The sequence below is a fragment of the Methylomarinum vadi genome, assembly GCF_000733935.1.
Lineage (GTDB): Bacteria > Pseudomonadota > Gammaproteobacteria > Methylococcales > Methylomonadaceae > Methylomarinum > Methylomarinum vadi.
This window is the reverse complement of record NZ_JPON01000001.1, coordinates 393,915-419,406: the sequence shown is the minus strand read 5'-3', so window position 1 is coordinate 419,406 and position 25,492 is coordinate 393,915. Positions and strand designations below refer to the sequence as shown.

At 48.0% G+C, this 25,492-nt stretch carries 20 protein-coding genes and 2 pseudogenes; 8 read left to right on the top strand and 14 right to left on the bottom strand.

The window, feature by feature from the left end:
* Positions 1 to 37: 37 nt before the first annotated feature.
* From tssL to tagH, 4 genes are all read right to left on the bottom strand, one after another.
* Positions 38 to 1,342 (bottom strand): type VI secretion system protein TssL, long form, encoded by a 1,305-nt coding sequence (gene tssL / locus EP25_RS0102195; protein ID WP_031432400.1) that lies wholly within the window; start codon positions 1,340 to 1,342, stop codon positions 38 to 40.
* A 5-nt stretch (positions 1,343 to 1,347) separates the two neighbouring features.
* Entirely contained in the window at positions 1,348 to 2,688 is a 1,341-nt protein-coding gene (tssK, locus tag EP25_RS0102190; RefSeq protein WP_031432399.1) for a type VI secretion system baseplate subunit TssK, read from the bottom strand.
* An 84-nt stretch (positions 2,689 to 2,772) separates the two neighbouring features.
* A complete protein-coding gene (gene tssJ, locus EP25_RS0102185) occupies positions 2,773 to 3,240 on the bottom strand; it encodes a type VI secretion system lipoprotein TssJ (RefSeq protein WP_031432398.1) in 468 nt (155 codons plus the stop codon).
* Between the two features lie 24 nt (positions 3,241 to 3,264).
* Complete coding sequence (gene tagH, locus EP25_RS22330; RefSeq protein ID WP_160172684.1) at positions 3,265 to 4,791, bottom strand: type VI secretion system-associated FHA domain protein TagH; 1,527 nt, start codon at positions 4,789 to 4,791, stop codon at positions 3,265 to 3,267.
* Positions 4,792 to 5,217: 426 nt separating this feature from the next.
* Between tagH and EP25_RS22325 the strand changes: the two genes are divergently transcribed.
* From EP25_RS22325 to tnpA (EP25_RS21635), 5 genes and pseudogenes are all read left to right on the top strand, one after another.
* Positions 5,218 to 8,541 carry a serine/threonine-protein kinase gene (locus EP25_RS22325; RefSeq protein WP_051906327.1) on the top strand — a complete coding sequence of 1,108 codons (3,324 nt, stop codon included), beginning with the start codon at positions 5,218 to 5,220 and terminating at the stop codon, positions 8,539 to 8,541.
* Positions 8,542 to 8,579: 38 nt separating this feature from the next.
* Positions 8,580 to 10,370, top strand: coding sequence for a polysaccharide deacetylase family protein (locus EP25_RS22320; protein WP_084190924.1), 1,791 nt, complete (start codon positions 8,580 to 8,582; stop codon positions 10,368 to 10,370).
* 346 nt (positions 10,371 to 10,716) lie between these two features.
* The gene (locus EP25_RS0102165; protein ID WP_031432394.1) at positions 10,717 to 12,147 is read left to right on the top strand and encodes a hypothetical protein; all 1,431 of its coding nucleotides are present in this window, start codon (positions 10,717 to 10,719) and stop codon (positions 12,145 to 12,147) included.
* Complete coding sequence (locus EP25_RS0102160) at positions 12,140 to 14,095, top strand: DUF3857 domain-containing protein (protein WP_031432393.1); 1,956 nt, start codon at positions 12,140 to 12,142, stop codon at positions 14,093 to 14,095. Before EP25_RS0102165 ends, EP25_RS0102160 begins: the two co-directional genes overlap by 8 nt.
* Positions 14,096 to 14,158: 63 nt before the next feature.
* Positions 14,159 to 14,590, top strand: a pseudogene (tnpA, locus tag EP25_RS21635) (IS200/IS605 family transposase).
* Between the two features lie 148 nt (positions 14,591 to 14,738).
* On the opposite strand, the gene EP25_RS0102150 reads toward tnpA (EP25_RS21635), so the two are convergent.
* The 7 genes from EP25_RS0102150 to EP25_RS0102120 form a co-directional block, all read right to left on the bottom strand.
* Positions 14,739 to 15,323 carry an esterase/lipase family protein gene (locus EP25_RS0102150; RefSeq protein ID WP_036300142.1) on the bottom strand — a complete coding sequence of 195 codons (585 nt, stop codon included), beginning with the start codon at positions 15,321 to 15,323 and terminating at the stop codon, positions 14,739 to 14,741.
* A gap of 26 nt (positions 15,324 to 15,349) precedes the next feature.
* A complete protein-coding gene (locus EP25_RS0102145; protein ID WP_031432391.1) occupies positions 15,350 to 16,531 on the bottom strand; it encodes a flagellar assembly protein T N-terminal domain-containing protein in 1,182 nt (393 codons plus the stop codon).
* Between the two features lie 12 nt (positions 16,532 to 16,543).
* Positions 16,544 to 17,236: a hypothetical protein gene (locus EP25_RS21630; RefSeq protein ID WP_036300139.1), complete on the bottom strand. Its 693-nt coding sequence runs from the start codon at positions 17,234 to 17,236 to the stop codon at positions 16,544 to 16,546.
* Positions 17,237 to 17,310: 74 nt separating this feature from the next.
* Positions 17,311 to 17,655: a ribosome silencing factor gene (rsfS, locus tag EP25_RS0102135; protein WP_031432389.1), complete on the bottom strand. Its 345-nt coding sequence runs from the start codon at positions 17,653 to 17,655 to the stop codon at positions 17,311 to 17,313.
* 14 nt (positions 17,656 to 17,669) lie between these two features.
* Positions 17,670 to 18,290 carry a nicotinate-nucleotide adenylyltransferase gene (nadD, locus tag EP25_RS0102130; protein WP_031432388.1) on the bottom strand — a complete coding sequence of 207 codons (621 nt, stop codon included), beginning with the start codon at positions 18,288 to 18,290 and terminating at the stop codon, positions 17,670 to 17,672.
* Positions 18,290 to 19,546, bottom strand: a complete 1,257-nt coding sequence (locus EP25_RS0102125) for a glutamate-5-semialdehyde dehydrogenase (protein ID WP_031432387.1) — start codon at positions 19,544 to 19,546, stop codon at positions 18,290 to 18,292. The genes nadD and EP25_RS0102125 overlap by 1 nt, the downstream gene beginning before the upstream one ends.
* 124 nt (positions 19,547 to 19,670) lie before the next feature.
* Positions 19,671 to 21,578 carry a methyl-accepting chemotaxis protein gene (locus EP25_RS0102120; protein ID WP_031432386.1) on the bottom strand — a complete coding sequence of 636 codons (1,908 nt, stop codon included), beginning with the start codon at positions 21,576 to 21,578 and terminating at the stop codon, positions 19,671 to 19,673.
* Between the two features lie 201 nt (positions 21,579 to 21,779).
* On the opposite strand from EP25_RS0102120, the pseudogene tnpA (EP25_RS21625) reads away from it, so the two are divergent.
* Positions 21,780 to 22,211: pseudogene (tnpA, locus tag EP25_RS21625) on the top strand (IS200/IS605 family transposase).
* A 247-nt stretch (positions 22,212 to 22,458) separates the two neighbouring features.
* Here tnpA (EP25_RS21625) and mobA read toward each other — a convergent pair.
* A complete protein-coding gene (gene mobA, locus EP25_RS0102110; RefSeq protein WP_031432385.1) occupies positions 22,459 to 23,040 on the bottom strand; it encodes a molybdenum cofactor guanylyltransferase MobA in 582 nt (193 codons plus the stop codon).
* A 71-nt stretch (positions 23,041 to 23,111) separates the two neighbouring features.
* Here mobA and EP25_RS0102105 point away from each other — a divergent pair, with 71 nt between their 5' ends.
* Together EP25_RS0102105 and EP25_RS0102100 are read left to right on the top strand one after the other, a co-directional pair.
* Positions 23,112 to 23,519 carry a DUF302 domain-containing protein gene (locus tag EP25_RS0102105; RefSeq protein WP_235185803.1) on the top strand — a complete coding sequence of 136 codons (408 nt, stop codon included), beginning with the start codon at positions 23,112 to 23,114 and terminating at the stop codon, positions 23,517 to 23,519.
* A 109-nt stretch (positions 23,520 to 23,628) separates the two neighbouring features.
* The gene (locus EP25_RS0102100; protein ID WP_031432383.1) at positions 23,629 to 24,006 is read left to right on the top strand and encodes a hypothetical protein; all 378 of its coding nucleotides are present in this window, start codon (positions 23,629 to 23,631) and stop codon (positions 24,004 to 24,006) included.
* A 41-nt stretch (positions 24,007 to 24,047) separates the two neighbouring features.
* Here the strand turns inward: EP25_RS0102100 and EP25_RS0102095 are convergent, their stop codons facing one another.
* Both EP25_RS0102095 and EP25_RS0102090 read right to left on the bottom strand, forming a co-directional pair.
* Positions 24,048 to 24,911 carry an HDOD domain-containing protein gene (locus EP25_RS0102095; RefSeq protein WP_031432382.1) on the bottom strand — a complete coding sequence of 288 codons (864 nt, stop codon included), beginning with the start codon at positions 24,909 to 24,911 and terminating at the stop codon, positions 24,048 to 24,050.
* Between the two features lie 6 nt (positions 24,912 to 24,917).
* Positions 24,918 to 25,490 carry a transglycosylase SLT domain-containing protein gene (locus EP25_RS0102090; protein ID WP_031432381.1) on the bottom strand — a complete coding sequence of 191 codons (573 nt, stop codon included), beginning with the start codon at positions 25,488 to 25,490 and terminating at the stop codon, positions 24,918 to 24,920.
* Positions 25,491 to 25,492 lie beyond the last annotated feature (2 nt).

The following is a 25,492-nucleotide window of genomic DNA, read 5'->3' as shown; positions in this document are numbered from 1 at the left end:
GCTAACAGTGTCTTCGCCGATCACAGCTAATTGTGAGTTATTTAAGTAAGGTAATTTCGACACGACGGTTTTTAGCCCGCCCTTCCGGTGTTTTATTCGAGGCGATGGGATCCAAGTCGGAACGCCCTTCGATCACCGTCCGGTCGGGAACGGTCAAATTCTGTTTGATTACTTCCGCAACCGCATCCGCTCGAGCCTTGGATAAATGCCAGTTGGAGGGAAAACGTGAGCTGCGAATCGGCACATTATCCGAATGCCCGGTAATTAACACCTGTCCAGGCAATTGGTTCAAGGCGTCGGCGATTCGGTGCAAAACCGGTATCAAATCGCGGTTGACCGAGGCACTACCCGAGGCGAATAAATTATCCCCTTGAATCGTAATTGTGCTGCGCTGAGCCAATTCCAATACCTTCAATCGCTTGGCATCGATTTCATCCGCCAATAGCATCGACAGGGTCAATTCGGGAACCGGGGTATAAGACGGTTCCGGCTCCTCCACAACGAATTGCGGCACGGGAGGCTTAATGGCATTGATTTGGCTAAAAACGGGATCCGAGTCCTTATTCAACTGAAACAAAAAAACACTGTACATAATGGCCAGGATTCCGGCCGCGGCGGCCCCGAACACCCATAAAGGCACTAAACGCATCAACGGATTTCGGCGATCGGTCACGCCTTGCCAATGGGGGGACAGTTCCCGAGCGAGCGTCCCTCTTTCCTGTAGCAGAATCTGATATAACCACTCCTTGATACCGATCAGTTTGTTTTTCCCCCCTTCGATCAAGCGATAGCGCCCCTCGAATCCCAATGCCAGACAAAGATACATCAATTCCAGCAAGTCGCGATTCTTGCCCGGATTTTGCGCCAACGATTTTAATAAATGAAAAAAACGTTCGCCCCCGGAAACCTCTTTATGAAACAGGCTTAATAAACTTTGTTGCGCCCAACCGCTGTCGTTGCCCCAAGGAGTGTTCAACACCGCCTCGTCCAAAACCGTACACAAAACATAGCGCGCCGATGACACTGTTTGCGGATCCACACCCGCACTTTGCGCCACCATCTGAAATTGCTGGATTTCCCGGACGATTTTATTTTTCAACTCCATCGGGTCGGTTTGACGTCTCGAGGTATTGATCCGGGTCAGCAAGGCTAAAAGCCCGGAGGAGGCTTTTTCCAATGCATTCAAGCCACCGAGCCTGGGTAACGGCTGGGCGCTGCCAACCTGTTCCGGCTTCGCCTCGGGAGGTGCCGATCTCAGATCGGAGCGTTTGCCGCCGGGGACGGGCCTGATGATGGTTTTGTCATCGCCCTGCGGGGAAAAGAATGGATCGTCGCTTGCCATCTTCACTATCCTCGTATCGCCCAGAATTCGAGCTCCAATCCTGGATACTCACCGGAAAAGTGCATCGCTATAGTGCCGCTTTGCTGCAGGTCCTTCCATAAAGCATGATTCTTATCTAATTCGAAATAGATTTTACCCTTGTGATAAGGAATTTGCCTGGGGGCGACCGCCATGGGGTTCAATTTGATGCCCGGCACTTGCGACATGACCAAGTCGCGCAATTTTTCCACCGTAGCGATAGTGGTCTGTCTGGGTAGCTGGGAACGAATGGTATCGGGCGACAATTGGGCGCCGACCGCCAAAACGAATTCCGCGCTCGTCAATAACTGTCTATCCTTGATCAGCGCCGTTCTGATTTGGTGAGGATGTTCTTCCAATGGAATCGGTATCGCTCTGCTTTCCGATACCCAGCTCAAGGCCTTGCGCAAGGCGGCAATTACCGGCTCGAAGGATTGCTGCAGATCGGTGTGCTGATAGGCCGGAAACGGCTTAAAGCGATGGTCGGGTTGGGTTATCGTCGCCAATTCGCCGGCCATTTGCAGCAATACGCTGAAGAGACGTTCCGGGTGAAATTGATTTAATTCGCTCCAATGATTGAACAAAGGTTCGTAGCGATTCACAATTTGCAGCAGTAAAAAATCGACGATTTCCGACACACCGCCGGCGCCGGGCGAACCCAGCCTTTGCGCCAATGCCTCGCCGCGGTGATGCAAAATACCCGAAATCTCCTCGATAAAATTCATGATGGGTTCGGCGGCTTGGCAATGCAAACTGGTGGGAATGAAATTGGGATCCAATACGACCTGCTTATCGACCTTCATTTCCAGAACTCTGGCGATTGGAATCGTTACGAAAGCATCCTGGCTCAGAGACGACAAACGCAGCCGGGTCCATAATTCTCCGCTTTGGATGACCGTGCTATTTTGTTCTGACTGGGAATGAACGTCCTTGATCTCAATCTCTTGCATAAGATAACGGTTCGATTCATCCAGCTGATCCTGCTCCCAAGCGACTTCCTTGCCGGCACTGCGCTTAACCGGCAACGCCAGATAGACAATTTGGTTTTTGGTGTCGGTCTTGATGTCCAACGGCACCGGCAACGGATGCTGGTCGGGAATATTGAACGGCGTACCGTCCGGAAAAACCCCTTTGCAACTTGAGACGGCGAATTTGCCCAGCGACAAGAGCTGCTGATCGATTGCTAAATGCGTGATTCCCCAGGAATAAACTTGCAATCCTCCACAGCGGGATTCGATCCAATTCTGAATATTACGATCCTGTTGTTGAAAATGGGAAGGCTGCAGAAACATGCCTTCGGTCCAGATGACCTTGTTATTCCATGACATATGCGAATCTCGAACTATAAGCGAATAAGTTGGTAAACGAACACCTCCTTCCGTGGGCCGTCCGTTCTGGAAAAATGGAAACGATTATTTTTTCCATATACTGACGGTTAACGGCTCGGCAAAAACGAATAAATCGGTGGTCTTTTCCGCCGGTATCATGATCGAGTCCCGCCAAACGGCGCGGTCGAGATCGCGATAAGCGGCGACGACGGCGATGAAGCGGGTATCGGGCGAAACTTCGTGTTTTAAGGTATGTATATCGCCTGGCTTGAGATGAAATTGTTCGGAGCTGAGCAGATCGGAACCTAGCGATGAATCATAGTTTTCGAATAAATCGTAGAAATCGCCTTCGACATATTTACCGAGACTCTTCAGCTCATACAACCTAATCACGATGGGCGACGGCCGGCCACTGACATCGGGATTTGCTTTGCCCGATACCGCAATCTTAGCCGAAATAATGGTTGGCGGCGGTTCCGGTTTTTCCGGCTCGGAACTACACCCCTGCAGTATCAGAAATGCCAAAATCAAACTTAATTTAAAAATTTGCATAATTATGCTTCCCAGCTCGATAGATTAAAAAGGAGTTTCTTTTTTGGCGCTTTTCAATTGGTTGATTTGCTGTTGATAGGTCTCGGCAAACGCCTGGCCGAACAAGTGGTAAAAGTTGTCCGTCGCTTCGTGTTCGATATCCTTATAAAGGTGCTCGAACAGGCGCCATAATTTCGCCTGTTTATGGATCGGGATGCTGGCGCTGATTGGGCTTTCTTCCTGCAAACGGTTTTCAAGTTTTTGCGGGTCGAAGCGTTTCAACACTTCCAGCAACGCCGTTTGCATGCCAGCTATCACTGAATATTGATGGGCTTTAATGTCATCGAACGCTTCTTCGATGGCATCTTCCGCGGAAAGATAGCCGCTGTCTTGCGGCGCCAACAACTTTTTGATCGCCTCTTCGGCGCTGACCGAAAATTTTATCGGGTTGTTTTGCTTGGACCTGATCATCGTCACATCCAAATGCATTTCATTTTTTATTTTCGCTCTGCCAATCAATACATCCAGCGTCCCCTGCACGGAAGCCCGCAAAATTTTGCCGACGATGTAAAAAGTTTCCGGCGTAAGTGCTTGTTGAAGAGAGGTTCCTTCCAATCCCGCTCCCAATAGAAATTGTTGAACAATTTGTTCGAATACTTGCTCGGCTGAAGCGGCATCGATTTTGGCGGCAGGTTTGGGAGGACTGGGTATTTGGTGGCTGGGGCGCTTGGCTTCCTCTTGTTCGCTAGTGTCCTCCGTTACTGCCGGTTCCTTCTGCTGCCGACTTTCCTCGGCGCTCGTTTTAGTTTCCGCAAAAAAATCCTCGGAAAGGGGTTCTTTGCCGGCCGCTTTCTTGTCTTCCCCTTTATCCGCCAACCAGTCTCCGGCGAAGGGATCTTGCGCTTCGGGCTTTGTTTCCTCCTTCTTATCCAAAAACCAATCTTCGGCAAAGATATCGGCGGCTTCGGTTTGCTTATTCTCGCTCTTGCCTTGGAAGGGTTCGAATGCTTCCTTATAAGCGGGCGGTTGTTCGACTTCTTCTTTTTCTTTCTTCCCTGTTGTCTCGTCCGACGAAGGAAAGTCCAGGACATGATCGGATTGATCTTCCGAGCCCTGCCACTTTTCCGGCACTAATTGATTTTCATCAATCATCTCTTGCACGGCATCTTTACCTAACTCGGCGAAAGGATCTTCTTCGAAAGTAAACTGTTCATCGAACAACGGACCCGGGGAAACTTCCGCCGCCGTTTCCGAGGCCGATTCGAGGAGTGTTACCGAGAGGGTGTAATCGCCGACATGAAGCCGGTCGCCATCGTTTAATCGGACGCTATTTCCCTTGCCTAACGGTTGTGTCGCATCGTTAATGATGACGCCGTTGGTACTGGTATCGGTTAAATAATAATCGGGAGAACGGTAATCAATTACCGCATGATGACTGGAAATATAGCGTTTGGGGTCTTCCAAAACAAGAGTGTTATCCTGGGCCCGGCCAATAGTCGCGGATTGCTGGTCAAGAGAAATCTTCTCCATCGCCGCCCCAGTCTGCGATATGACACTTAAAACAAGCTTCATATTTCCTCTCATCCCTTGCCCAGGGCTATTATTTATAATTAATTTCTGAGCTTTGCTAATGACGACGCGGCATTCAAGCAAAACTCAATATAACGTAACCCCATTAACTAAATCAAGCATGCATCCACGGGCGTTTTTAACGTCACTAACGTCGGCATTCCTTTTGTAGTAGACTGTGATCAGCTAAGGTCAGAATACTATAAAAACAACGCAAGCCGTATGGATAAACAAGGTAAAAGCCTCGCCGACGAATTAACGTTTCCAAAGTCAAGCCGGTAAACCTTTACCTACCATTTTTTGATCGCGTCAAAGGCTGCATCAACTTATATTTTTACCAGTTTAGTTGTATTCTTTGATTTGAACTTTAGGAAATATAGCTTAATAAGGACTTTAAATTTTTCTTAATCAGAATTTTTTTGGGGTGTCATGAAAGGATCGGACTCTTGGGATGAATTAAAGTCTGGTTTTACCGAGCAACTCGCCGCCTTCGCTCAAGGGGAAATCGGGGATAAGGAAGTTATTGACGCATTGGACAGTATTCTGATGCAAAGTGACGTGGTAGCAAACAACGGCGGTCGTCAAGAATTAAGCGATTTGGTTTCTGCAGCGAATTTACCGCCCGATTTAAACCGGCTTTTATTGAATAAGTTAATTGAGCAAAAGACCCGCATCTTCCCCCACCCCACAGACTCGAACTTTTCCCCATCCGATTCTCAAGCCGCCGCCGACAGTAAAGCCCACCACACTCAATCTTCCTCTTTGCTACAAGACCTGTTGCGCTGGGATGCGAGCAAGGAAAGAAAAAACATCAAACCCGGTCAAATCATCAGGGGCACTTATCAGTTAGACTTCAAAATAGGCAGCGGCGGCATGGGAGAGGTCTGGAAAGCATTGGACCTGATTCAGGACGCTGGCGAATCACGCGACAAATATGCCGCGATCAAATTCATTAATCATGAAATCAGAAGCCATCCCGACGCCCTCAAAGCCCTGGTCAGGGAATTCGCCCGCTATAAAAAACTGATTCATCCTAATATCGTCAAAGCCTACGAATTAAACCGGGATGAATCAGAGGTCTTCATCGCCATGGAGTATCTCGAAGGCTTGTCATTAAAACAATTTATCAAGAATCATCCCGAAGGCATCTCTCTTAAGGAGGCGCAACCCATCATCAAAGCGATGTGCGACGCCCTGGATTACGCGCATCATGAAGGCATCATCCACCTCGATTTCAAGCCCGGCAATGTTTTTTACAACCCGCAAACGGGTATCGGAAAAGTCATCGATTTCGGCATCGCCCGGCTCAGCAGCCGCCAGGACCGCGATAAGACACGTTTCGACCCCGGCAATCTGGGCGCGATGACGACAGCCTATGCCAGCATTGAAATGTTGATACAAGAGGAACCCGATCCGCGCGATGATATTTATGGCTTGGCCTGCGTCGTTTATGAACTGCTGTCCGGCCGACATCCATTCGACAAGAACTTGGCCTTGAAGGCGGAAGGCGCGAAGATGCGGCCGAAACCCATTCAAGGCTTGAGCAGGGATGAGTTCAATGCCATTTTACATGGACTCAGCTTCCATCGTAACGACAGGACCCCCAGCGCCAAACAGTTTTATGACGAATTGTTTTCTCCCCGAATAATCGCCGAAAAAAAACGCCTGCGGCAAATAATTGCCGGCGCATTAACCCTGTTAGCATTAATCCTGCTTCCCTACCTTGCTTATCAAGCCTATGACAGTTGGCGTTTCAACCGCGTCAAAGCGACAATCAGCGAAGGAGAATCCGAGGGATTAGAGGACTTCAAAATGCTTGCCCTACAAGATCAAATGGTGCTGGTCAACGATCCGGCGCTGCGGTCGGCCTTACTCAAATTAGCCGCCACGCATTACCAGAAGCTGGACGTTCTGCGCTTTATCGAACAGCTAGCCCCCCCTATTAAACAAGCTTTATTATCCAATCAAAAAGTCAGAGAATATTTAATTGCACATTTTATCGGCTTGATTGAACAAGCGATTGCCGCCGATGAGTTCGACCGGGCGCAACAATTATCGCAGGAGCTCTTGCAACAATATCCCGACTCAATACAACTGATGGAACACGCCCGTTCGATCGAACCTAAACGCCAAACAACAATTGCGGCCTTATTAAGCCAATACCGCCAATGCCTGTTCGATATTTCTCGGCCTTTGCTCGAATTATCGCCATGCTTGCTCGACAGCAAAGAGCGCCTGCGGAAAATCGACGATACAATTAGCTTGCCGGCGTCCGCAACCTTAACGACTCGCTTCGACAAAGAGACCCAGTCTTATTTGAATAACGGACAAATCGAACCTGCCACTCAATTGCTGGACCAGTGGCGCAGCTTGGAACCGCAGGAAAATGAGCGTCGCGCCCAGCTCGAACAACAACTGCTGATATCGAGGGAGATCGAGGCATTAAGCGAGAAGTTACAATCGAGCGATGACAATCAACTGCAACAACAAATAACGACATTGCAGCAAGCCAATACTGTTGTGCGCCAACAGACATTATCTCGCCCTGCGGTCAAACAGCGATTACTGCAATTTTACCAGGATTCGGTTACCGCCTATTTAGAGGAAAACAACTTCAAACCGGCACTGTCCCTGGTTACGGATGGCATAAACTTATTTTCCGGCAACCGCGCCGAAGTACTCGAGCTAAAGGCGCTGGCCAAAAGCGTGCAACTACGAGAAACGAGATACCTTGACTCGTTAACGCACGACTACCAGACGGAATTGCAACACGAGGAGCCCAATATAACGCATATCCAGGCCCTCCTAAAAGCCGTTTCGCGGGTATCACCCGAGCATGACTTGCTGACTCTACCCACAATCGGTGAAAGTTACTCTGCCAAAATCGATACCGCCATCGATAACGAACAGTTCGCTTTGGCCGCTCGTCTATTGAACGACTGGAAGGCGTTGAAACCGGCGGACTCAAATAGCAACACTTACAAACAGTTAACGGAGAAAAGACAGGCGCAACTGATAGCCTTCCAAAATCGAGAAAAACTGTCCCGCAAACTGCAACAGGCGATCGAAGGCGGCCAACTCAAATCAATCGAGCAGGCAATCAAGGACATTAAAACGACATCCTCTCACGGCGACCAGGAAAAGATCATCAACCCATTGAGCAAACAACTCATCGCTTTTTATCGCACACATATCGAATCGTTAATCCAACAAGATGCGTACGATAAGGCTTTGGAAACAGTGGCAAAACTGCAGGCTATGTTGCCCGATAACAGAGAAACTGCGAACCTGGAAAACCTCATCGTCGCCAGCAAAAATTCAAGACTCAAGCAATTAGCTCAAGAAAGCTTAACCGCCATTCATGCCGACCGTTTACAGGGGCAGGCAATTTTCAACCCGCTATTGAAACTCCGCACTATCGATTCCGGTTACTTAACGCAAAATAACGCTGTTTTTGACCAACTGAAAAAAAGACTGCTCAAATTGACGGATACCCCTGGAGCGATTCCTCAATTAGCCGACGTGCTCAATCACTGGGAACGATTCAATAACGGGGGCAATGGTAGCGGCGAAAACGGCAAGGAATTCGTCAGAAAAACTAAAAACCTCATCGCATTACGTTGTTTATTCAAGGGGCGAAATTTCAAAAAAAGCAATCAACCATCGATTGCCAATGAATATTTCATGCTCGGCTTGTCGCTAGAGCCCATTCAAACGGTCCGGGAAGCCCTGGAAAAAGAATTATTAAAATAAACCTCTCTATATCCAGGCACATTAGGAAGCATTGAACCATGTATAGCCACTGTAAGCTCAAGAATATGAAAGGCATCGCTTGTACCGTTAACACATATTGCATCCTTCTATTGATAGCCCTGATCAGTGGATGCGCAAAACACTTACCCCAACCCGAACAGCCGATCGATTTTCAATTCGTCACGGTGAAAACTGGCGATAGCCTTCAGTCTTTAGCGCGGCAATATACCGGAAATGCCGATTTGGCATGGCGCATCGAAGAATTTAACGGCGTCCAACAGGCACTGGCCGGCCAGGAAATTATCATTCCCTTGAAACCCTTCCGGCCCGGTGGAATGACCGCGAACGGCTATCAACTGGTGCCGGTGTTGAGCTATCACAACTTCAGCCGTGGTCCCAGCTCGAATAAATTAACGGTTTCGGCAAAAGACTTCCGGGAACAACTCCACTATTTAAAAGAACACAATTACCATGTCATCACCATGGACCAATTGATTGAGTTTCTCGATTATGGCCAAGTGCCCGAGCGGTCTGTACTGATCAGTCTCGATGACGGTTGGATTTCCAGTTACGAAATCGCCTACCCTCTGCTCAGGGAGTTCGGTTTCAATGCCTCGCTGTTTATTCCGACGGATTTCATTAATTCGGGCAGCAACCGTGCGGTTAGTTGGGCTCAACTCAAGGAGATGGTGTCCGACAGCATCATCGACATTCAATGCCACAGTAAATCACATCGAGACCTCAGCACCATCAACGGCAACGAATCCTTTGCCGAGTATATCCGGGCGGTGAACCAGGATGTGACAAAGTCGAAACAAATCATTTATGAAAAGCTGGGTAAACGCGTTACTGCGCTGGCCTACCCATTCGGCAACACCAATCCACTCGTCATGGCCTTGCTCAGATTACAGGGCTATAAAACAGCCTTTACCGTCAATCGACAGGGCAACCCCTTTTATTTACAAAGCTTGAAACTCAATCGCTCGATGATTTATGGCACCTTCTCGCTCGGACAATTCATTAAAAATCTCGACTATTTTAAACAGGTCGACATCGCGCCCTCAGAGCCCGTCGATACCTTAACGCCACTGGCCAAAATCACCGCACAAACGCCGCAGCACTTCGAAAACAACAATCAGTGGCGCAGCGCCTTATTGGCTTGGAAACTGCGCCGCGACAAACTACTGTCAAGATTGAATCAAATTAACCCGAACGATCAAAATGCCGAATCCGAATTGCTGAATCTGAAACAATCCATCGCCGAAGCCAAGCGAAAGGTATTGGAATTAACCATTAAATTAAACGACATCTCGAAACAATCTTATCTAGCCGCGATCAAAAATATGCATGATGACAGCGCGCGTGGATTACTGTTACAAACATTATTATTCAATCCGGAAAACAAGGCGCCAATCGAGTTGTTTCAAACGAATATGGGAAAAAATCGGCCTTTGCTCTATCAAGTCAAGGCAAGCGACAGCTTTGCTTCGATTGCCAGCCAGATCTATCAAGACCCCGAAAAGGCCATTTTGGTCCCGCTCTTCAATAACAATGTCACGGACGAGGCGGATTTAAGCGAAGGAATGAAACTCACCTTGCCATCGATTCCGGTAGAGATAAAAATCAAACCGAGCATCAGCCGTAAAGATTGTCATATTACCTTAACCAAAGACCCGAAAGCGATGGCCGACGATTTCTACGCTATCGCCATAGAGCATTTCAATAACGATAAAATTTCCGAGGCGATCGAAAACCTGGAATCGGCACTGTGCTTGAATCCAAACCATACCCAGGCACGGGAGATGCTGGAAATGTTGAGAGATCTGTAAATCACCAAAAATAAAAGCTGCATAAGAACCCTTCGAGGGCGTATCGTAATAAATCTCCGGCTATGCCGGAGATGACTTATTTAATTTTTCTGGACCTAGTTCAAAACTAACGGGCAAGCAGTGTTGCCAGTCGGTTGTTAACACGTATAATGACTGACTTTCGCACCAATTCCATTTCACCATTCATCAAAAAAAACCAAGGGACAAGGTGAATCTTGCAATTCCTCATTTCCAAAATAGCGATAAAGGTCTATTTAAATCATCTCGCTTAATCAAACAACCTACGCCCACAAATTCCCCATTTTAATTTCAATTGCCATCATTTATTTTCGTTCGAGAACCATCAATGCAAATCGCTCTTGGATTTTCCGGCTTTATATTAACCCTCACTGGTTTTTTGGCCGTAATCGTATCAAATATCAATGAATCAATATCCGGTAACGGAGCCTACACGCTAGCATGGGGAATAAGCGCGATTGGAATTGCCTATTTTGGCGCTGCTATTTTCAAATATAGAGGCGGTTGGCGTTTTGTTCTTGGAGTTTTATTGATAGCTATCCCGTTTGCTGTTGCCGGATTTGGTTACGACTACCATAAAGTTCATAAATCCGATGCTTCACTATTACTCTTAGGAGTTCCCTTCACTTTGCTCATTCCTGGCATACTATTGTTTTGGTTCGGTCATAAACGGCATCGTGACATTATTCTTGGCAATGCAAAACAAAACGGCTTGAATGCAGTCGACAATCTCCCCCAAAAACCACAGTCGACTCTCTCTACGCCGCTGCCTACCTGGCTAGTATGTTTACTAGAGTTTTTCAGCTTCACTTTATATTCAGTAGTTCTAGCGTATCGTATTGCCAAAGACCTAGTAAAACTAGGTAACAACAAAATGAATCCAATAGGTTACGCCACAGCGGTGTTTTTCCCCGTTATTTCTTTGATCGTTTTTTATTCTCTAGCAAAAAATATTGCCGAAACGGCAAACAAACAAAACATCAGTTTTCGAGTAACGCCATTTTGGTTATGTTTTTTCCTCATTCTAATTTCGGCTGCTACATATAAACTGCCAGGATTTTTATTCCCTCTATATTTCCTATTGATTTCAGTGCCTTGGTTGCTCCTCAATCAGCAAATGAATGCACTCAGATTGTCTTATTTAGAAAAGCAGGCGGTTAGCCATAAACGCTTTACTAAAACCGAATATGGCATATTGTTATTCGGCATACCCTTGATGGCAGTGGCGTTATACGGCAACCAGAATGGCTATGCATACTATATGGGCGAAAAACTTGCTCTAAACCAGTATGTCCAAGGAAACACGCCGATATATCGCTTACAGATCGAAAGTGATAATTGGCGTAAGGTCCATCTCGGCACCTTAGATAACGACACCGATCTCGAACTCATCGCGAAGTCACTAGATCGATGGATCGTGGTCAGGGTTTCCCCGAATCATCAACTAAGCTTGGATTCCATGGTGACTAGTAGAAGGGAGATAGTGTCTTCGTCATGGCAACATTATCGCTATACGGAATCCCGCAGCCTTGATTCCGGCGCCAAGCTAACGCCGCTATCATTAGCGGCCTATACCCATGGTGATGGATTAATCGATAGCTCGGAAACCATATATGTCGCAACTGTTACAACGCCAACAACGGTGATTGAAGCCGTAGGATATTCACCAACTCAGAGCAATAACGAACACAGTCTTGCGATTAAAGCTATCGTGGACAGTTTGCGTTTAGTTAATAAGGATAAAGAGAAAGATGAATAGCAAAGCGATTTTTTTTGCCTTCATATTGCTGCCGTTTCTCACACAGGCCCTCGCCCAGGAAAATCCCAGTGATCAATTGCCTGACAGTATGAAAAACTTTGTTGACTGGCATGTTGCACAAGCGCAGGATTTTTATAGCGTTGATTTGCCGACATCCGAGAAAACTACTGCATACCATCAATCGGGCTACGGTGTCGTCCAGTTAATCGATAAACACGATATCGAGATAAAGCAATCTCTAGTAGAGGAAACGGTCACGTCCGCCTATTTGTACATTACCAATTCAGGTATCGAAAACTCGGGCAACGACAGTTTTTGGATCAATATCCATAACCAGCACGCGGAAATTTTGGAAGCTTACGTTCTACAACCGGATGGACGACGTCTTCAAGTCGACCCAAGCGCGCTTCAATTCAATAGCGATAACTCCTCGGGTACGTTCAACGACTATTTTTACGTCACCATTCCCTATCCGCAGTTGCAGCAAGGCAGCATTTCGATTTTAACCTATAAAATAAGAACCGACAAAAAGCGCAGTCCAATGCCTTGGGCGCGTATCATTTATCCTGCAGGATTTACCCCTGTTGAAAACTTTTCCATTCGCGCGAGCTGGAAATCAGAGAAATGGAAACCTGTCTGGCAAACCGATTACCCGGACTTAAACTGCAGCGAAGACCAATTCAGCTTAATTTGTCGAACCCAACAACCGTCGCCCCCATTCCCCATCGAGGACGGTATGCCTTCCGCCTACGACTTATTGCCTACACTTGTGCTTTCCGAGCCAAGCACTTGGAAAACAATTTCTTCCACCATGGAAGAACTCTCTTCTTCGGCATTAAAGGACAACAAAAAAGTTCAGGATTTTGCATTCACATTAATCAAAGGCACAAAAAATTCACCACTACAAAGACTTAATCATTTAACTGATTTTGTAGCGGGCAAAGTCCGCTATGTCGGCATAGAACACGGCAGCAACGGCCTGACACCGAAACCGACGAGAAAAACATTAGAGCAGCGTTATGGCGATTGTAAGGACAAAACCATGCTATTTGTCGATATGGCTAGAAATCTGGGTTTCGGCGCTTATCCCGTACTGACTTCGACCAAGCGAAAATCATTGGCGAAATTACTGTTGCCATCATCGTTGTATTTTAATCACATGATCGCTTGCGTAGGCATGCCAACAAAAAAGGAACAGTGCGTTGATTTAACCGATCCGGATTCATCTGTCGGAAATTTACCTCATTATCTTCATGGTTCAGTAATGTTAAAAATTGGGCAAGGAACCGACAAGCCTGAAACGCTTCCAAAAGAGCGTTACGCATGGAGAGTTAGTATTACGGCGCATAACCGCTTTACAGATCAGGGTTCGATATTCGAAACATTGGAGCGTAGTTATATGTCGCATTGGGGGGCTCAATTGCGCCGCTCCTTATCCTCGAAAACTAAACAACAAAGGGACCAGTGGTTGCTAGAAGACTATTACAATATCTATACGGATCGGGTAAATCCGGATTTACGTGTCACCGGACTAGAAAATTATGGTTCTCCTCTGATTCTTTCCAGCGAAACTCAATTCGATAATATTTTCGATCCGAAGCAATTGGCTGAATATAGCGAATATGATTTGTGGCTGAGGAATATCATCCCTAATTTTAAAACCTTGGGTTTTCACTACCCTTATGAATTTCAAGGTTTACACTATAGAAGTGAAATTTCTTATCTGCATGCGGAAAAAATAATCGCCAATATAGGCCCTACAATCAATTATCTAAGTCCTTGGGGAGAACTCAACCGCTGGTATGACGTTAATGGAGCTCAGTTAACAGTGTTGACAGAGGTTCGTCTTCCTCAAGCCACTATCCCGATAAACAAAATTAGCGAATTTAACCAATTTCTAGATTTAATCTTTCAGGTAAATAGAATATGGTTTAATTATCCATCATAAGGTTTAAACCACCGGCTTTAGCCGGTCAGCTTTAGCTGCGATAATTTGCCCAAGGAGGTGGCGATGGACTATAGATACGGCAGCCATACGGTTTACCAAATTGAGTATCATTTTGTTTGGGTTACGAAGTATCGTTATAAAGTGCTGAAGGATGAAATAGCCGAACGAGTGAGAGACTTGGTGCGGCAGACATGCGAAGCCTTTGAGATACGGATTATCAAAGGTGTCGTGAGCAAAGATCATGTGCACATTTTGGTGAGTGCGCCGCCGACTATGGCCCCAAGCGAAATCATGAGGCGAATCAAGGGACGAACTTCGAGCTATCTGTTCGAAGAGTTCCCGCACTTGAAAAAGCGATATTGGGGTCGACATTTTTGAGCCCGCGGTTATTTTTGCGCCACAGTGGGGCAAATGACTGATGAGATGATAAAGCAATATTTGGAGCATCACTTTGAACCTAATCCAAACGATAATTTCAAGATGGAGCCCGACTAAGACGCGTCGTTTAGTCGACGCGTATCCGGACTTTCAGTCCGTTATTGGAACCCACCCGCTTGAGCGGGTGGTTGTTTAGTTCAAAAATCTAAATGGAAAATGAAATAAATTACTCTTAATCTGCGAATCAGACGTGGGAATGCTTCGTTCATTCCTGATCCAGGATGCAGTTACCAACAAAGCCGACTAACGACCGATTGAACAGCATCAACAGATGCAAAGGCGAGTAAAATTGCTTGTTGTCGGCGACAGCCCACACCGAACTACTAGGCGGAATGATCATCAGATCGAACGGTGTCCAGAAGGAATAAAGTTGCAGATGTCGATAACGATCCTCATCGGCCATCAGACTGCGCAGTAACCAGCTGTTAGGCCGTAAGTCCCTGGCGCCTTGGCCGGGATAACAGTAAGCCAGGTAACTGCCGTGATGAGGGGCGGAAACGGTGAAAAAGCGGGTGACCCGTTCATGGCCGGCCAGCTTTTGCAGATAATAGCGGGCAACAATACCTCCCATGCTAAAACCCAGCAAATTAATAGGGTCGTCGCTGCCGTAGCGGTGATCGATTTCCCGTTTTAATTTCAGCGCCAGATCCTCGATGCCATGACGTCCGTCCCGCGGTTTCAAACTTGGCGTGAAGCATTCGATACCCTTGGCTTCCAAGCGTTTACGCATGGCATAAAACACATAGCCTGAATTAAAAATACCATGCACCAAGACAATGCGCGGTTTCATTGTTCCCCCGTAACGAAGACAGGAAATCACCAGCTTTTCACCCAATCACCCACTCTTATTTTACGGATGCTCAGCGCTGTTTCCAGCTTGCCGACCGAAAAATCGCTGTTGACGCTTTCGATTCTGACCATGCCGACCGGTGCTTTATTAGTGCCCGAAGTCCCCAAGCCATAGGTTGCCTGGTTAGCCGTATAAACGACGAAGGTATCGCCACGTTGCACCTTATCTTGGGCTCCCGCGGCAATGACGATACTGTCGTTTGCCACCATGGCCACACGGGCCGCAAAAGGATAACAGCCGAATAGGCGCCTGATATCCGTACTGGCCATCTCAATGATCTCACTGATTTTATTGCCCGCCGGGGTGGCGTTGAAACGCTCGCTGCCCACCGAATAACCGCCCGGGATCCAGACGTCGCCGAGAATCGAGTCGGAATAGCGATGCTGGAACAATAACGCGCCACTAAAACCATCGTGGACGTAGACATCCAGGGTTATGCCCCGGCGGGCAATGGCATCGCGAAAAGCCGATTTGATCTGCGCCAGAATCCCCGCCCCTCGGACATATTCGGTGGATTCCACCTCGAAATCCCTGATGACGCCGGAAAGCACGAATTGCGCTCCCGCATTTGTGGCGACATTAATGACGCTGGAACCGAAATAGTCATCCGCTTGCTGAATCTCAGGCGCCAGATCGGGTCTCGAATACAAGACGATATCGGTTTTGTTGCGGCCGATGAAATCTCCGGATTCCATCAACAGGTTATTGATCTCCCGGGGAATCCCGCCGTAGAGATCCTGCGACTCATTACCGCTGATTTGACCGGAAGTGACGATGGGAAAGGCCGTGGCGACAATGCTTTTTCGATAAGGCGCCCGGCAATAGTCGCTTTCCGTCAGGATGGCTAAGATCTGTACATGATAAACATCGCCTTCCCGCCACTCGTCTACCACCTTGGTATTACTGAGTAAATTGTTAGTCGTGTTTTGCTTACCGGCTTGAGCCGCGACACGAGTGATAGCGGATTGTATCGCTTGTCGGCGCGCCCGCAATATCGCGCCATCAATGATAGCCGCCTGACCTTCGGCATTGAACACTTTTGCGTTCGCTCGAATTTCCGCCGCGCTTGAATTTAAAGCCTCGGGTGTCGAGGCGCAAGCCTGTAGCAATAAACAAACTACAAATAAAAAGCGGAAAGACAATTTCATTAACTGGCTCGGTTATAATTCGGGGATGTTATTAAGAAGGATAAAATTGACCAATAACCGCCCCGCCGAATTGACCATCCATTCGCCGTCATACAAACCGGCATTCAGTAAAGTACGATCGAAGGCGTTCTTACCATTGGAAAAACCTTGGACAGAGAGCATACCCTTGCAATCGGCAGTACCGCACGCCAAATTCACGGTCTTTACTTCAGCACTGTTATAGCCCAACCGGGTAAAAGGCATTTTATTATCCTCAAGCAAACATAGCCGAACCACCTCCTCGGGCCCGGACATACAGCGGTAAAAGCGGTCCGTTAACGCCAATGACAAAACGGTATGCAACTGGTTGCCGAAGTCTCGCATGAAATCGACCTTGGCTTCGCGCAGAAAGGTATCGACATAAACGCGATGGCTTTCGTTGCTGATCACTCGTCCGCCGACAGTCATCCCTCCCGACAATTGTTCTTGGTAAAGCAAGGAGGCCAGCGAGCGGTATGCATTCATTTTGGCTGCTTGTTTCGCGGCAAGCCGCCGTTGCGCCTTGGTTAACGAAGCATCTACCGGAATGACGGCCTTTCCGGAAGCTCTCAGATTTTTGGGCGTGAAAGTGACCTCCTGCGCGGTGCGCTTTTCGCCCGTCGAAGCACAGGCGAACATAAACATCGCCAGTACAAAAATGACCGATCTGGATAAAGCCGCTTTCATCGAGATACTCCTGTTTGATCTGTATTAATCAATGAATCGGCTTGCGACTCATTTTCTTGAGCCCATGCCTGCCATCAATGAACGGCTTCCTCCGCCCTGTCTATCGACCATAGTTTTTCCAACTGATAAAACTCCCTGGCCTGTGCCGTCATCACGTGCAAAATGACATCGCCGAGGTCCAGCAGTATCCATTCAGAACCTTCCTGGCCTTCAAACCCCGGATGTTCGACACCAAGTTCCTTGACCTTTTCGGCTACATATTCGCAAAGCGACCTGGCGTGGCGTTCGGACGTGCCGGTCACCAACACCATATAATCGGTGATCGTGGTCTTGCCGCGCACGTCGAGAATAGTGATATTCTGACCTTTGCGTTCATCCACGACTTTTTCGATGGCTTTGAGTAATTCTTCTGCTTGCATTCAATTTCCTGTTGTTAACTACGATAGAGATTATGTCGCCTGATATAACCGATTACGGCATCCGGCAACAAAAAGCGAGGATCCATTTCGTTGGCGATCAACTCCCTGATGGCGGTGGCCGAAATCTCGAGGCGGGTGACGTTTTGAAAATATAGACAACCGCAACTGTTACGACGCAGATCTTCCGGCTGTTCGGTCAGGCGTCGATTTAAAAAGTCGCTCAATTCTCCGCCGCGATGACCGGAGCGAGTCATCACCACCACGTGAGCGTAATCGAACAAATGGCGCCACTTATGCCATTTTTCCAGTCCGGCGAAGGCGTCGGCGCCGACGAATAACAGTATCGGCTGCGCCGATAACTCGCGACGCAACGATGCCAAGGTATCGACCATATAAGACGGGCCGTCCCGATCCAGCTCCCTTCGGTCCACGCGCATGCCCGGAACTTCGGCGACAGCCATTTGTAGCATCTGCAGCCGCATCTCGGCCGGCACCTCCGGATGCTCACGATGCGGCGGCATTCGGCAAGGAACCAGTCTGATTTCATCCAGCGCCAAAATTTGCTTGACTTCCAACGCCGTCCGCAAATGGCCGTAATGAACCGGGTTGAATGTGCCGCCGTAAATACCGATCATTATTCCCGAGTCTGACCGTCGCCCAGGACGATGTATTTTAACGTCGTCAGGCCGTTCAATCCGACCGGTCCACGAGCATGCAATTTGTCGGTACTGATGCCGATTTCCGCGCCGAGTCCATATTCGAAGCCGTCGGCAAAGCGGGTCGAGGCATTGACCATGACCGAACTGGAATCGACTTCGCGCAAGAAACGGCGAGCCAGTGTGTAATCCTCGGTGACGATCGACTCGGTATGGCCGGAACTGTAGTGATTGATATGTTCTATCGCCTCATCGATTCCCTCGACGATTTTGATCGATAGAATTGGCGCAAGGTATTCGGTATGCCAGTCTTGTTCCGTCGCGCGCGAACATTGCGGTATCAAGGAGCAGGTTTTCAAACAGCCGCGCAATTCGACGCCTTTAGCCAGATAGTGTTCAGCCAAATCCGGCAGCACCTGGGCGGCAATCGATTCTGCGACCAACAATGTTTCCATCGCATTGCATACGCCATATCGATGGGTCTTGGCATTCACGGCGATGTTGACCGCCTTTTGCCTGTCGGCCTTGCCATCGATATATACATGGCAAATGCCGTCCAAGTGCTTGATCACGGCGATCGTGGACTCCCGGCTGATGCGTTCGATCAAGCTCCTACCGCCGCGCGGCACGATGACATCGACATACCGGTCCATCGTAATCAACTCGCCCACGGCAGCCCGGTCGGTGGTCTCGACCACTTGCACCGCCTCGGCCGGCAAACCAGCGGCGTCCAACCCTTCAGCTATGCAGGCAGCGATAGCCTGATTGGAATGAATGGCTTCGGAACCGCCGCGCAAAATACAGGCATTACCCGATTTCAAACACAAGGCGGCCGCATCGACAGTCACATTGGGTCGCGACTCGTAAATAATACCGATGACGCCCAAAGGCACGCGCATCTGCCCCACCTGGATGCCTGATGGCCGATAGTTCAGGTCGGAAATACTACCGACCGGGTCGGCCAAAGCCGCGACTTGTTTCAAGCCTTCGATCATCGAATCGATCGTGCCCGGTTTCAATTCCAATCTGTCCAACAATGCGGCTTCCAAGCCATTTTCCCGACCCGCCGCCAAATCCTTCTGGTTTTCCCGTGCCAACTGTTCTCTGTTTCCCTCGATCGCTTCGGCGATTTTGATCAGTGCCAGATTCTTGCGGCCGGTGTCGGCCCGCCCCAATTCTCTACTGGCGTTTCTAGCCTTTTCGCCCAGCTGGCTCATGTATGCTTTGATGTCCATTTTAGCCGTCACTTCGATTTATAAAATTTTCTATTATAACGGTACAATAGTGACTTTGATAGCCGCAACATTGGGCAACCCTATATGTCATTATCATTGCTGTTTGTCGCTGCGAATCATGCCTTCAAACTTTAAACTTACCCAGTAATTCTTCCAGATTCTCGGCCAGTTGCGCCAATGATTGGCTGGATGAGGCGATTGCTTCCGCGGCTTCGACCGCATGGCGCGAGGCATCGTTGATGCGCACTTCATTTTGGTTGATGTTTTCCGCCACGGAGGTCTGTTCTTCGGCTGCGGAAGCAATATGCGCATTCATGTCGCTGATAGTCGCGATAGAGGCGGTTATCGAATCCAACGCCAATCCAGCTTGTTCGGCCTCCTGGACACTGATCTTCACCTGGTCCTGACTTTGCTTCATGGCTTGCACCGAGCTTTGCGCGCCCGCTTGCAAGGCCTCGATCATTTCATGAATTTGCTGAGTCGCAGCCTGGGTACGTCCGGCCAATGTACGAATTTCATCGGCAACCACGGCAAAACCTCGGCCCTGTTCACCGGCCCTAGCCGCCTCGATAGCCGCATTTAATGCCAATAAATTTGTTTGTTCGGCGATATTGCGGATCACGTCCAAAATACCGCCGATCTGATTGCTTTGTACTTCCAAGCCATGGATGGTTTTTGAAGAGCGTTCGACCTCTCGGGCCAATTCGTTGATGGCTTGGATCGATTGTTGGACCACTTGGTTGCCGTTATGAGCCTGGTCGTTGGCCTCCCTGGCCGCTATGGCGGCTTGCCCGGCACTTTTAGCGACTTCCTGGAAGGAGGCGGTCATTTCCGTCAATGCGGCCGCAACCTGTTCCGTTTCAAAGGATTGGTTGGCCGCGCCCGAGCGGGTATCAGCACTGGTCGCCGCTAACGCTTCCGCCATCTGCGTCAATTTAACGATGGAGTCCTGAACATTAGCAATGGTATGCTGAATTTTGACCACAAATTGGTTGAAGGCATCACTCAAATTAGCCAACTCATTTTTCCCTTCTACCGGCAAACGCACCCTAAGATCGCCTTCACCTTGGGCGATTTCTATTAAGGAACGCGCCGTCTGATCTATTGGCCCGACGATTGATCGGGTAATCAGACTGGAGACGACGACTCCCAGCAATAATATCCCGACCGCAACCAGCAATGCCGTATGTCGTGCCGATGCGATCATGTCGACATATTTGCTCTCATTAAAAATAATGCCAACGACCCCGATAGGATTACCGGAAAAATCGTCAACTTGCTTAGCCATGATCACGACATTTTTATCCTGCAGTTTACGATGAACTTTGACCGTTTTCCCTTTGAGCGCATAGAGTAGTTGTTCATTCGACAACAAGGATTGCTGCAGTGTATCGGCAAATATTTTAAACCGGCCATCTTGAAAAAGATGCATTTCGATATCCACACCGTGTTTTTTCTTGAAGCGGTCGAAAAAGGATTGACCAAAACTGAGGCCGAACTCCAGCGTTCCGACGTGCCGCCCCTGATATTGCACCGGTACAATGCCTCGCATGCCCAGACCCGCAACCCCTACCTCCAACCCCCTTACGGGTTGTTTTGTGCTATTGGCCTTTAGCACCGTCTTGCGGAATCCGGAAAGATCATCACCAAATTTTTCCAGTTTGTGAACTCGAAGAAAAGACATGGCCGGCGGGGTATGGAACTGGAACTGGCGTGCGCCATATTCGGCCTTTAAATGTTCAAACGGCTTTGTTAACAAATCGGCAAGCGTTTTCCTATCGCCTTCGGCAAATGCTTTTTGTACGGCCGGAATGTTAGCAACCAGCGCACTCAGCATTTCAGCCTGACGGGCCTGCTCGTTTAATTGGACCTGGATATTATTGAACAATTCCGAGAGCTGGATCTCCGAGGCTTCATTGATCGCGTAACCGACCTTTTCCAGCATGATCGGTGTGATCGACACAACCGAAATGAGCAAGACCAAAGCAAACCCTAAAATCAAGCGCATCTTGATGGTCAGCAAGTTAAACATTTACCAATCTCCATATATTAAAACCTAGACTCATTTGCTTGAAGCCTAGACTAGTTTTGTCATTTAAGGGAGGAATTCATTGTTTACTCGAACGGCCAACTTCGCAAATAAAGCTAAGACATTAATTATCCATCATAAGGTTTAAACCACCGGCTTTAGCCGGTCAGCTTTAGCTGCGATAATTTGCCCAAGGAGGTGGCGATGGACTATAGATACGGCAGCCATACGGTTTACCAAATTGAGTATCATTTTGTTTGGGTTACGAAGTATCGTTATAAAGTGCTGAAGGATGAAATAGCCGAACGAGTGAGAGACTTGGTGCGGCAGACATGCGAAGCCTTTGAGATACGGATTATCAAAGGTGTCGTGAGCAAAGATCATGTGCACATTTTGGTGAGTGCGCCGCCGACTATGGCCCCAAGCGAAATCATGAGGCGAATCAAGGGACGAACTTCGAGCTATCTGTTCGAAGAGTTCCCGCACTTGAAAAAGCGATATTGGGGTCGACATTTTTGAGCCCGCGGTTATTTTTGCGCCACAGTGGGGCAAATGACTGATGAGATGATAAAGCAATATTTGGAGCATCACTTTGAACCTAATCCAAACGATAATTTCAAGATGGAGCCCGACTAAGACGCGTCGTTTAGTCGACGCGTATCCGGACTTTCAGTCCGTTATTGGAACCCACCCGCTTGAGCGGGTGGTTGTTTAGTTTGTGCAGTTATTTATGACAAGAGAATGAGCATGCGTCAGTCGGAATGGCAAAATCGGTTGCAAGACAATTGTGGCGCAGGGCAGCGCGAAGAGCACTCTGGTACAGTGCTAAGTAATACGCTTACTGGTTATGGTTTGGAGCTATTGTTTTGTTATTTTCGTTCTGTCAGTGCAATCGTTGTAAATCGGTAAGCGTATTGATATTGACAAAGGCTTCCGGCTCTTGGCTAAAGTCGACCCGTACTATGTTGTGTTGGCGGAGCCAGCGCTCGACTTTACGTTCTCCTGCCGTCAAATATTGCTGGAGACTGCCTTTTAACTTGATTTTAAGCGCCAAGAAGACCGGATGCAGTCTTTCGCCATCGAATGCGACGGCCGCATCGGCACCGCTTTCATTTAAACTATCGAGCAATTTGCGCAAATGCCTTGCTTGAATGAATGGGGAATCACATGGCAATACTAATAATGTATTCCCCGTAGAGACCGTCATCGCCGCCAGTATTCCGGCCAAAGGACCTTGGAAGCGATCGTTGAGATCGGTGATCACCGGATAACCGAATGCCTGGTAACGCTCGATATTGCGATTGGCGTTGATCAACACTTCGTCCGCCACCTCGACCAAGGCTTGCAAGGCATAGACGACCAACGGTTGGTGCCTGTAAAGCTCCAAGCCTTTGTCCGCTCGTTGCATACGGCGCGCCAATCCACCCGCCAACACCACACCGGTAACTTTGTTTTGCTTCTCCATAGTGATAAGCTTTGCTTATGCTAAAAATAATGTTTATTGTCACGTGGCTGCTGGTTTTTGCAAGTTGTTCGATGCAACAATCCCCGAACAGTCAGTTTATACATTATTATCAGGCGGAAACGCTTAAGCCCTATGACGATGTGCTGGCCGAGCTGGAAGTCGCCATTGCGGAGCATAATTTCCGTATAACGGGCCATAGCCGTGTCGGGAAAGTCATCAGGGAACGAGGTGCAGAAAATTTTCCGGAATTCGATACGATTCAGTTTTGTAATTTGACCCATGCCAGGACTTTGCTCGAAATTTCACCCCACCTAGTCAGTTACATGCCTTGCAATGTCGTCACTTACCAATTTCAAGGAAAAACGGTCATCAAGACACACTTATTGCCGGAAGATAGCGACAATCAATCTTTAAACGCGTTTGCTGCTAAAATGAACAAAAAATTGAAACAAATCGTCGATTTTGCGGCCGAAGAATAACATAATGGTGTTTTGGCGTAAAAAACGGAACCGAACAACTACACGTTTCAACCGCTCCTTTTCTGGAGCATTCTCTTTCACTTTCCGAACTTTGGGAATTACAACAGCTATGAAGCAAAAAACGATTGTCGGTGCAGCTTTGTTAAGTCTTTTAACAGCATGCAGCACGACTCAGGAAAAAGTCGAACAGGAAGTTAGTTATATCAATGAATACCCCACTCGTGACCGAGTCGATTATGTCTTGCAATGCATCGCCAAACACGGCGGCCTGACTTATATCAATCAATATGCTTGCGGTTGCAAAATAGATAAAATTGCCGAAAAAATGTCTTTCGCTGATTACGAAGCGGCCATGACCTTTGGTTATATGCGCAAAACAGCCGGCGAGAGTGGCTCCGCCTTTCGCGATCCTAAAGAATCTAAGCGATTGAAGAAGCTGATGCAGGAAGCCGAAGAGTATGCGGAAAAAATGTGTTTCGTGAAGTAAACTTTTGATCCGTGTTCTCATTGCAAACGATGAGAACACGATTAATGGAACCTTTTTGACGGTGCCATTAGGGCAAAAATCTGAGAATATTCATTGGCTGCCAGGTTGGCGACCGCAATCACCTGCTCTCTTGTCAACCGGATCATGGCTAAACCGGCCTCGGGCAGATTCTCGACAATTTCATCAAAACCCTTACCGCGCTCCGCCGCGTTTGCTAATTTAACGGCAATAGACAATAAATATGCATCCAGCTTATAAACCTGGGCCAATTGCGGTGTCGGGTAACAGGCTATTGCTTCATAGAGTGATTCGGGCATGTCCCAGCGTTTGATCAACTCGCTGCCTACATCAGCATGATTGAAACCGATGATTTCCTGTTCCATCGCGGCGATTTTATGTCTGTCGTTGTCGACAGCCAACAACACTTTTTGCGACTCCCGAGGCATCTTGCAATAGAGGACCAAAGATCCGATATTATGCAATAAACCGGTCAGGAACAAACGTTCGCAATGCAGCACCAAACTTGCCTTGGCCAATAATTTGCACATAACGCCGCAATGAATACTATGCATCCAGAAGTCGGTCATATCCACCAAATCGGAAGGGATATCGGTAAAATTATCGACTACCGAAGTGGCCAAGATCAGGTTTTTTAGATCCTCGATACCGACAACGACTATCGCCCTGGAAATAGTATCTATCTTTGCTTGAAAACCGTAGAACGAACTGTTAACGATTTTTAACAGCCGGGCACTTAAGGCGACATCCTTGCTAATGACTTGGCCGATATCTTCCAAGGTAAACCTTGGATCATTGATCATTTCAGAGACCTGATAATAGATATCGGGAAGGGAAAACAGCTCGATGCTATCGGCAACCAAAGCGTGAGCTGTCAATTGGTTCATTTACCGTCACTTACGATATAAAGCCAATACCTGCTTCACGTAATTCTGTGTCTCAGGATAAGGAGGAATGGAATTATTGTACTTTTTCACCGCGCCTTCCCCGGCATTATAGCTGGCGACGGCCAATTTAAGATTGGAATTGAACATGTTCAACAGATCCTTCAAATAGCGGGTGCCGCCGTCGATATTCTGTTCCGCGTTTTTACGATCGGTGACGCCATAACGCTTCGCCGTTTCAGGCATCAACTGCATTAAGCCGACCGCGCCGGCCGATGATACCGCATTCGGATCGTAGGCCGATTCGGTCTGGATAACGGCGTGCAACAATTTTTCGTCGATTTTGTATTTGGACGCGGCTTTCGCAATCAGCGGACTGTATTTACGCTTGTTTTTCTGCAAAAACTTGACCGTTTTAGCATAATTGCGTGGCTTGCTGCGAATGATCAGTTTGTACTTGAGCCCTTTTTTCGGCTCGTCGGTGTAATAAACACTGCCATCCGGCGCCGTATACTTATAGACATCGGCCGTCACCGGAACCGCAGCAAGCATTATTAACGAACAAATGATCAATCGATCCATTA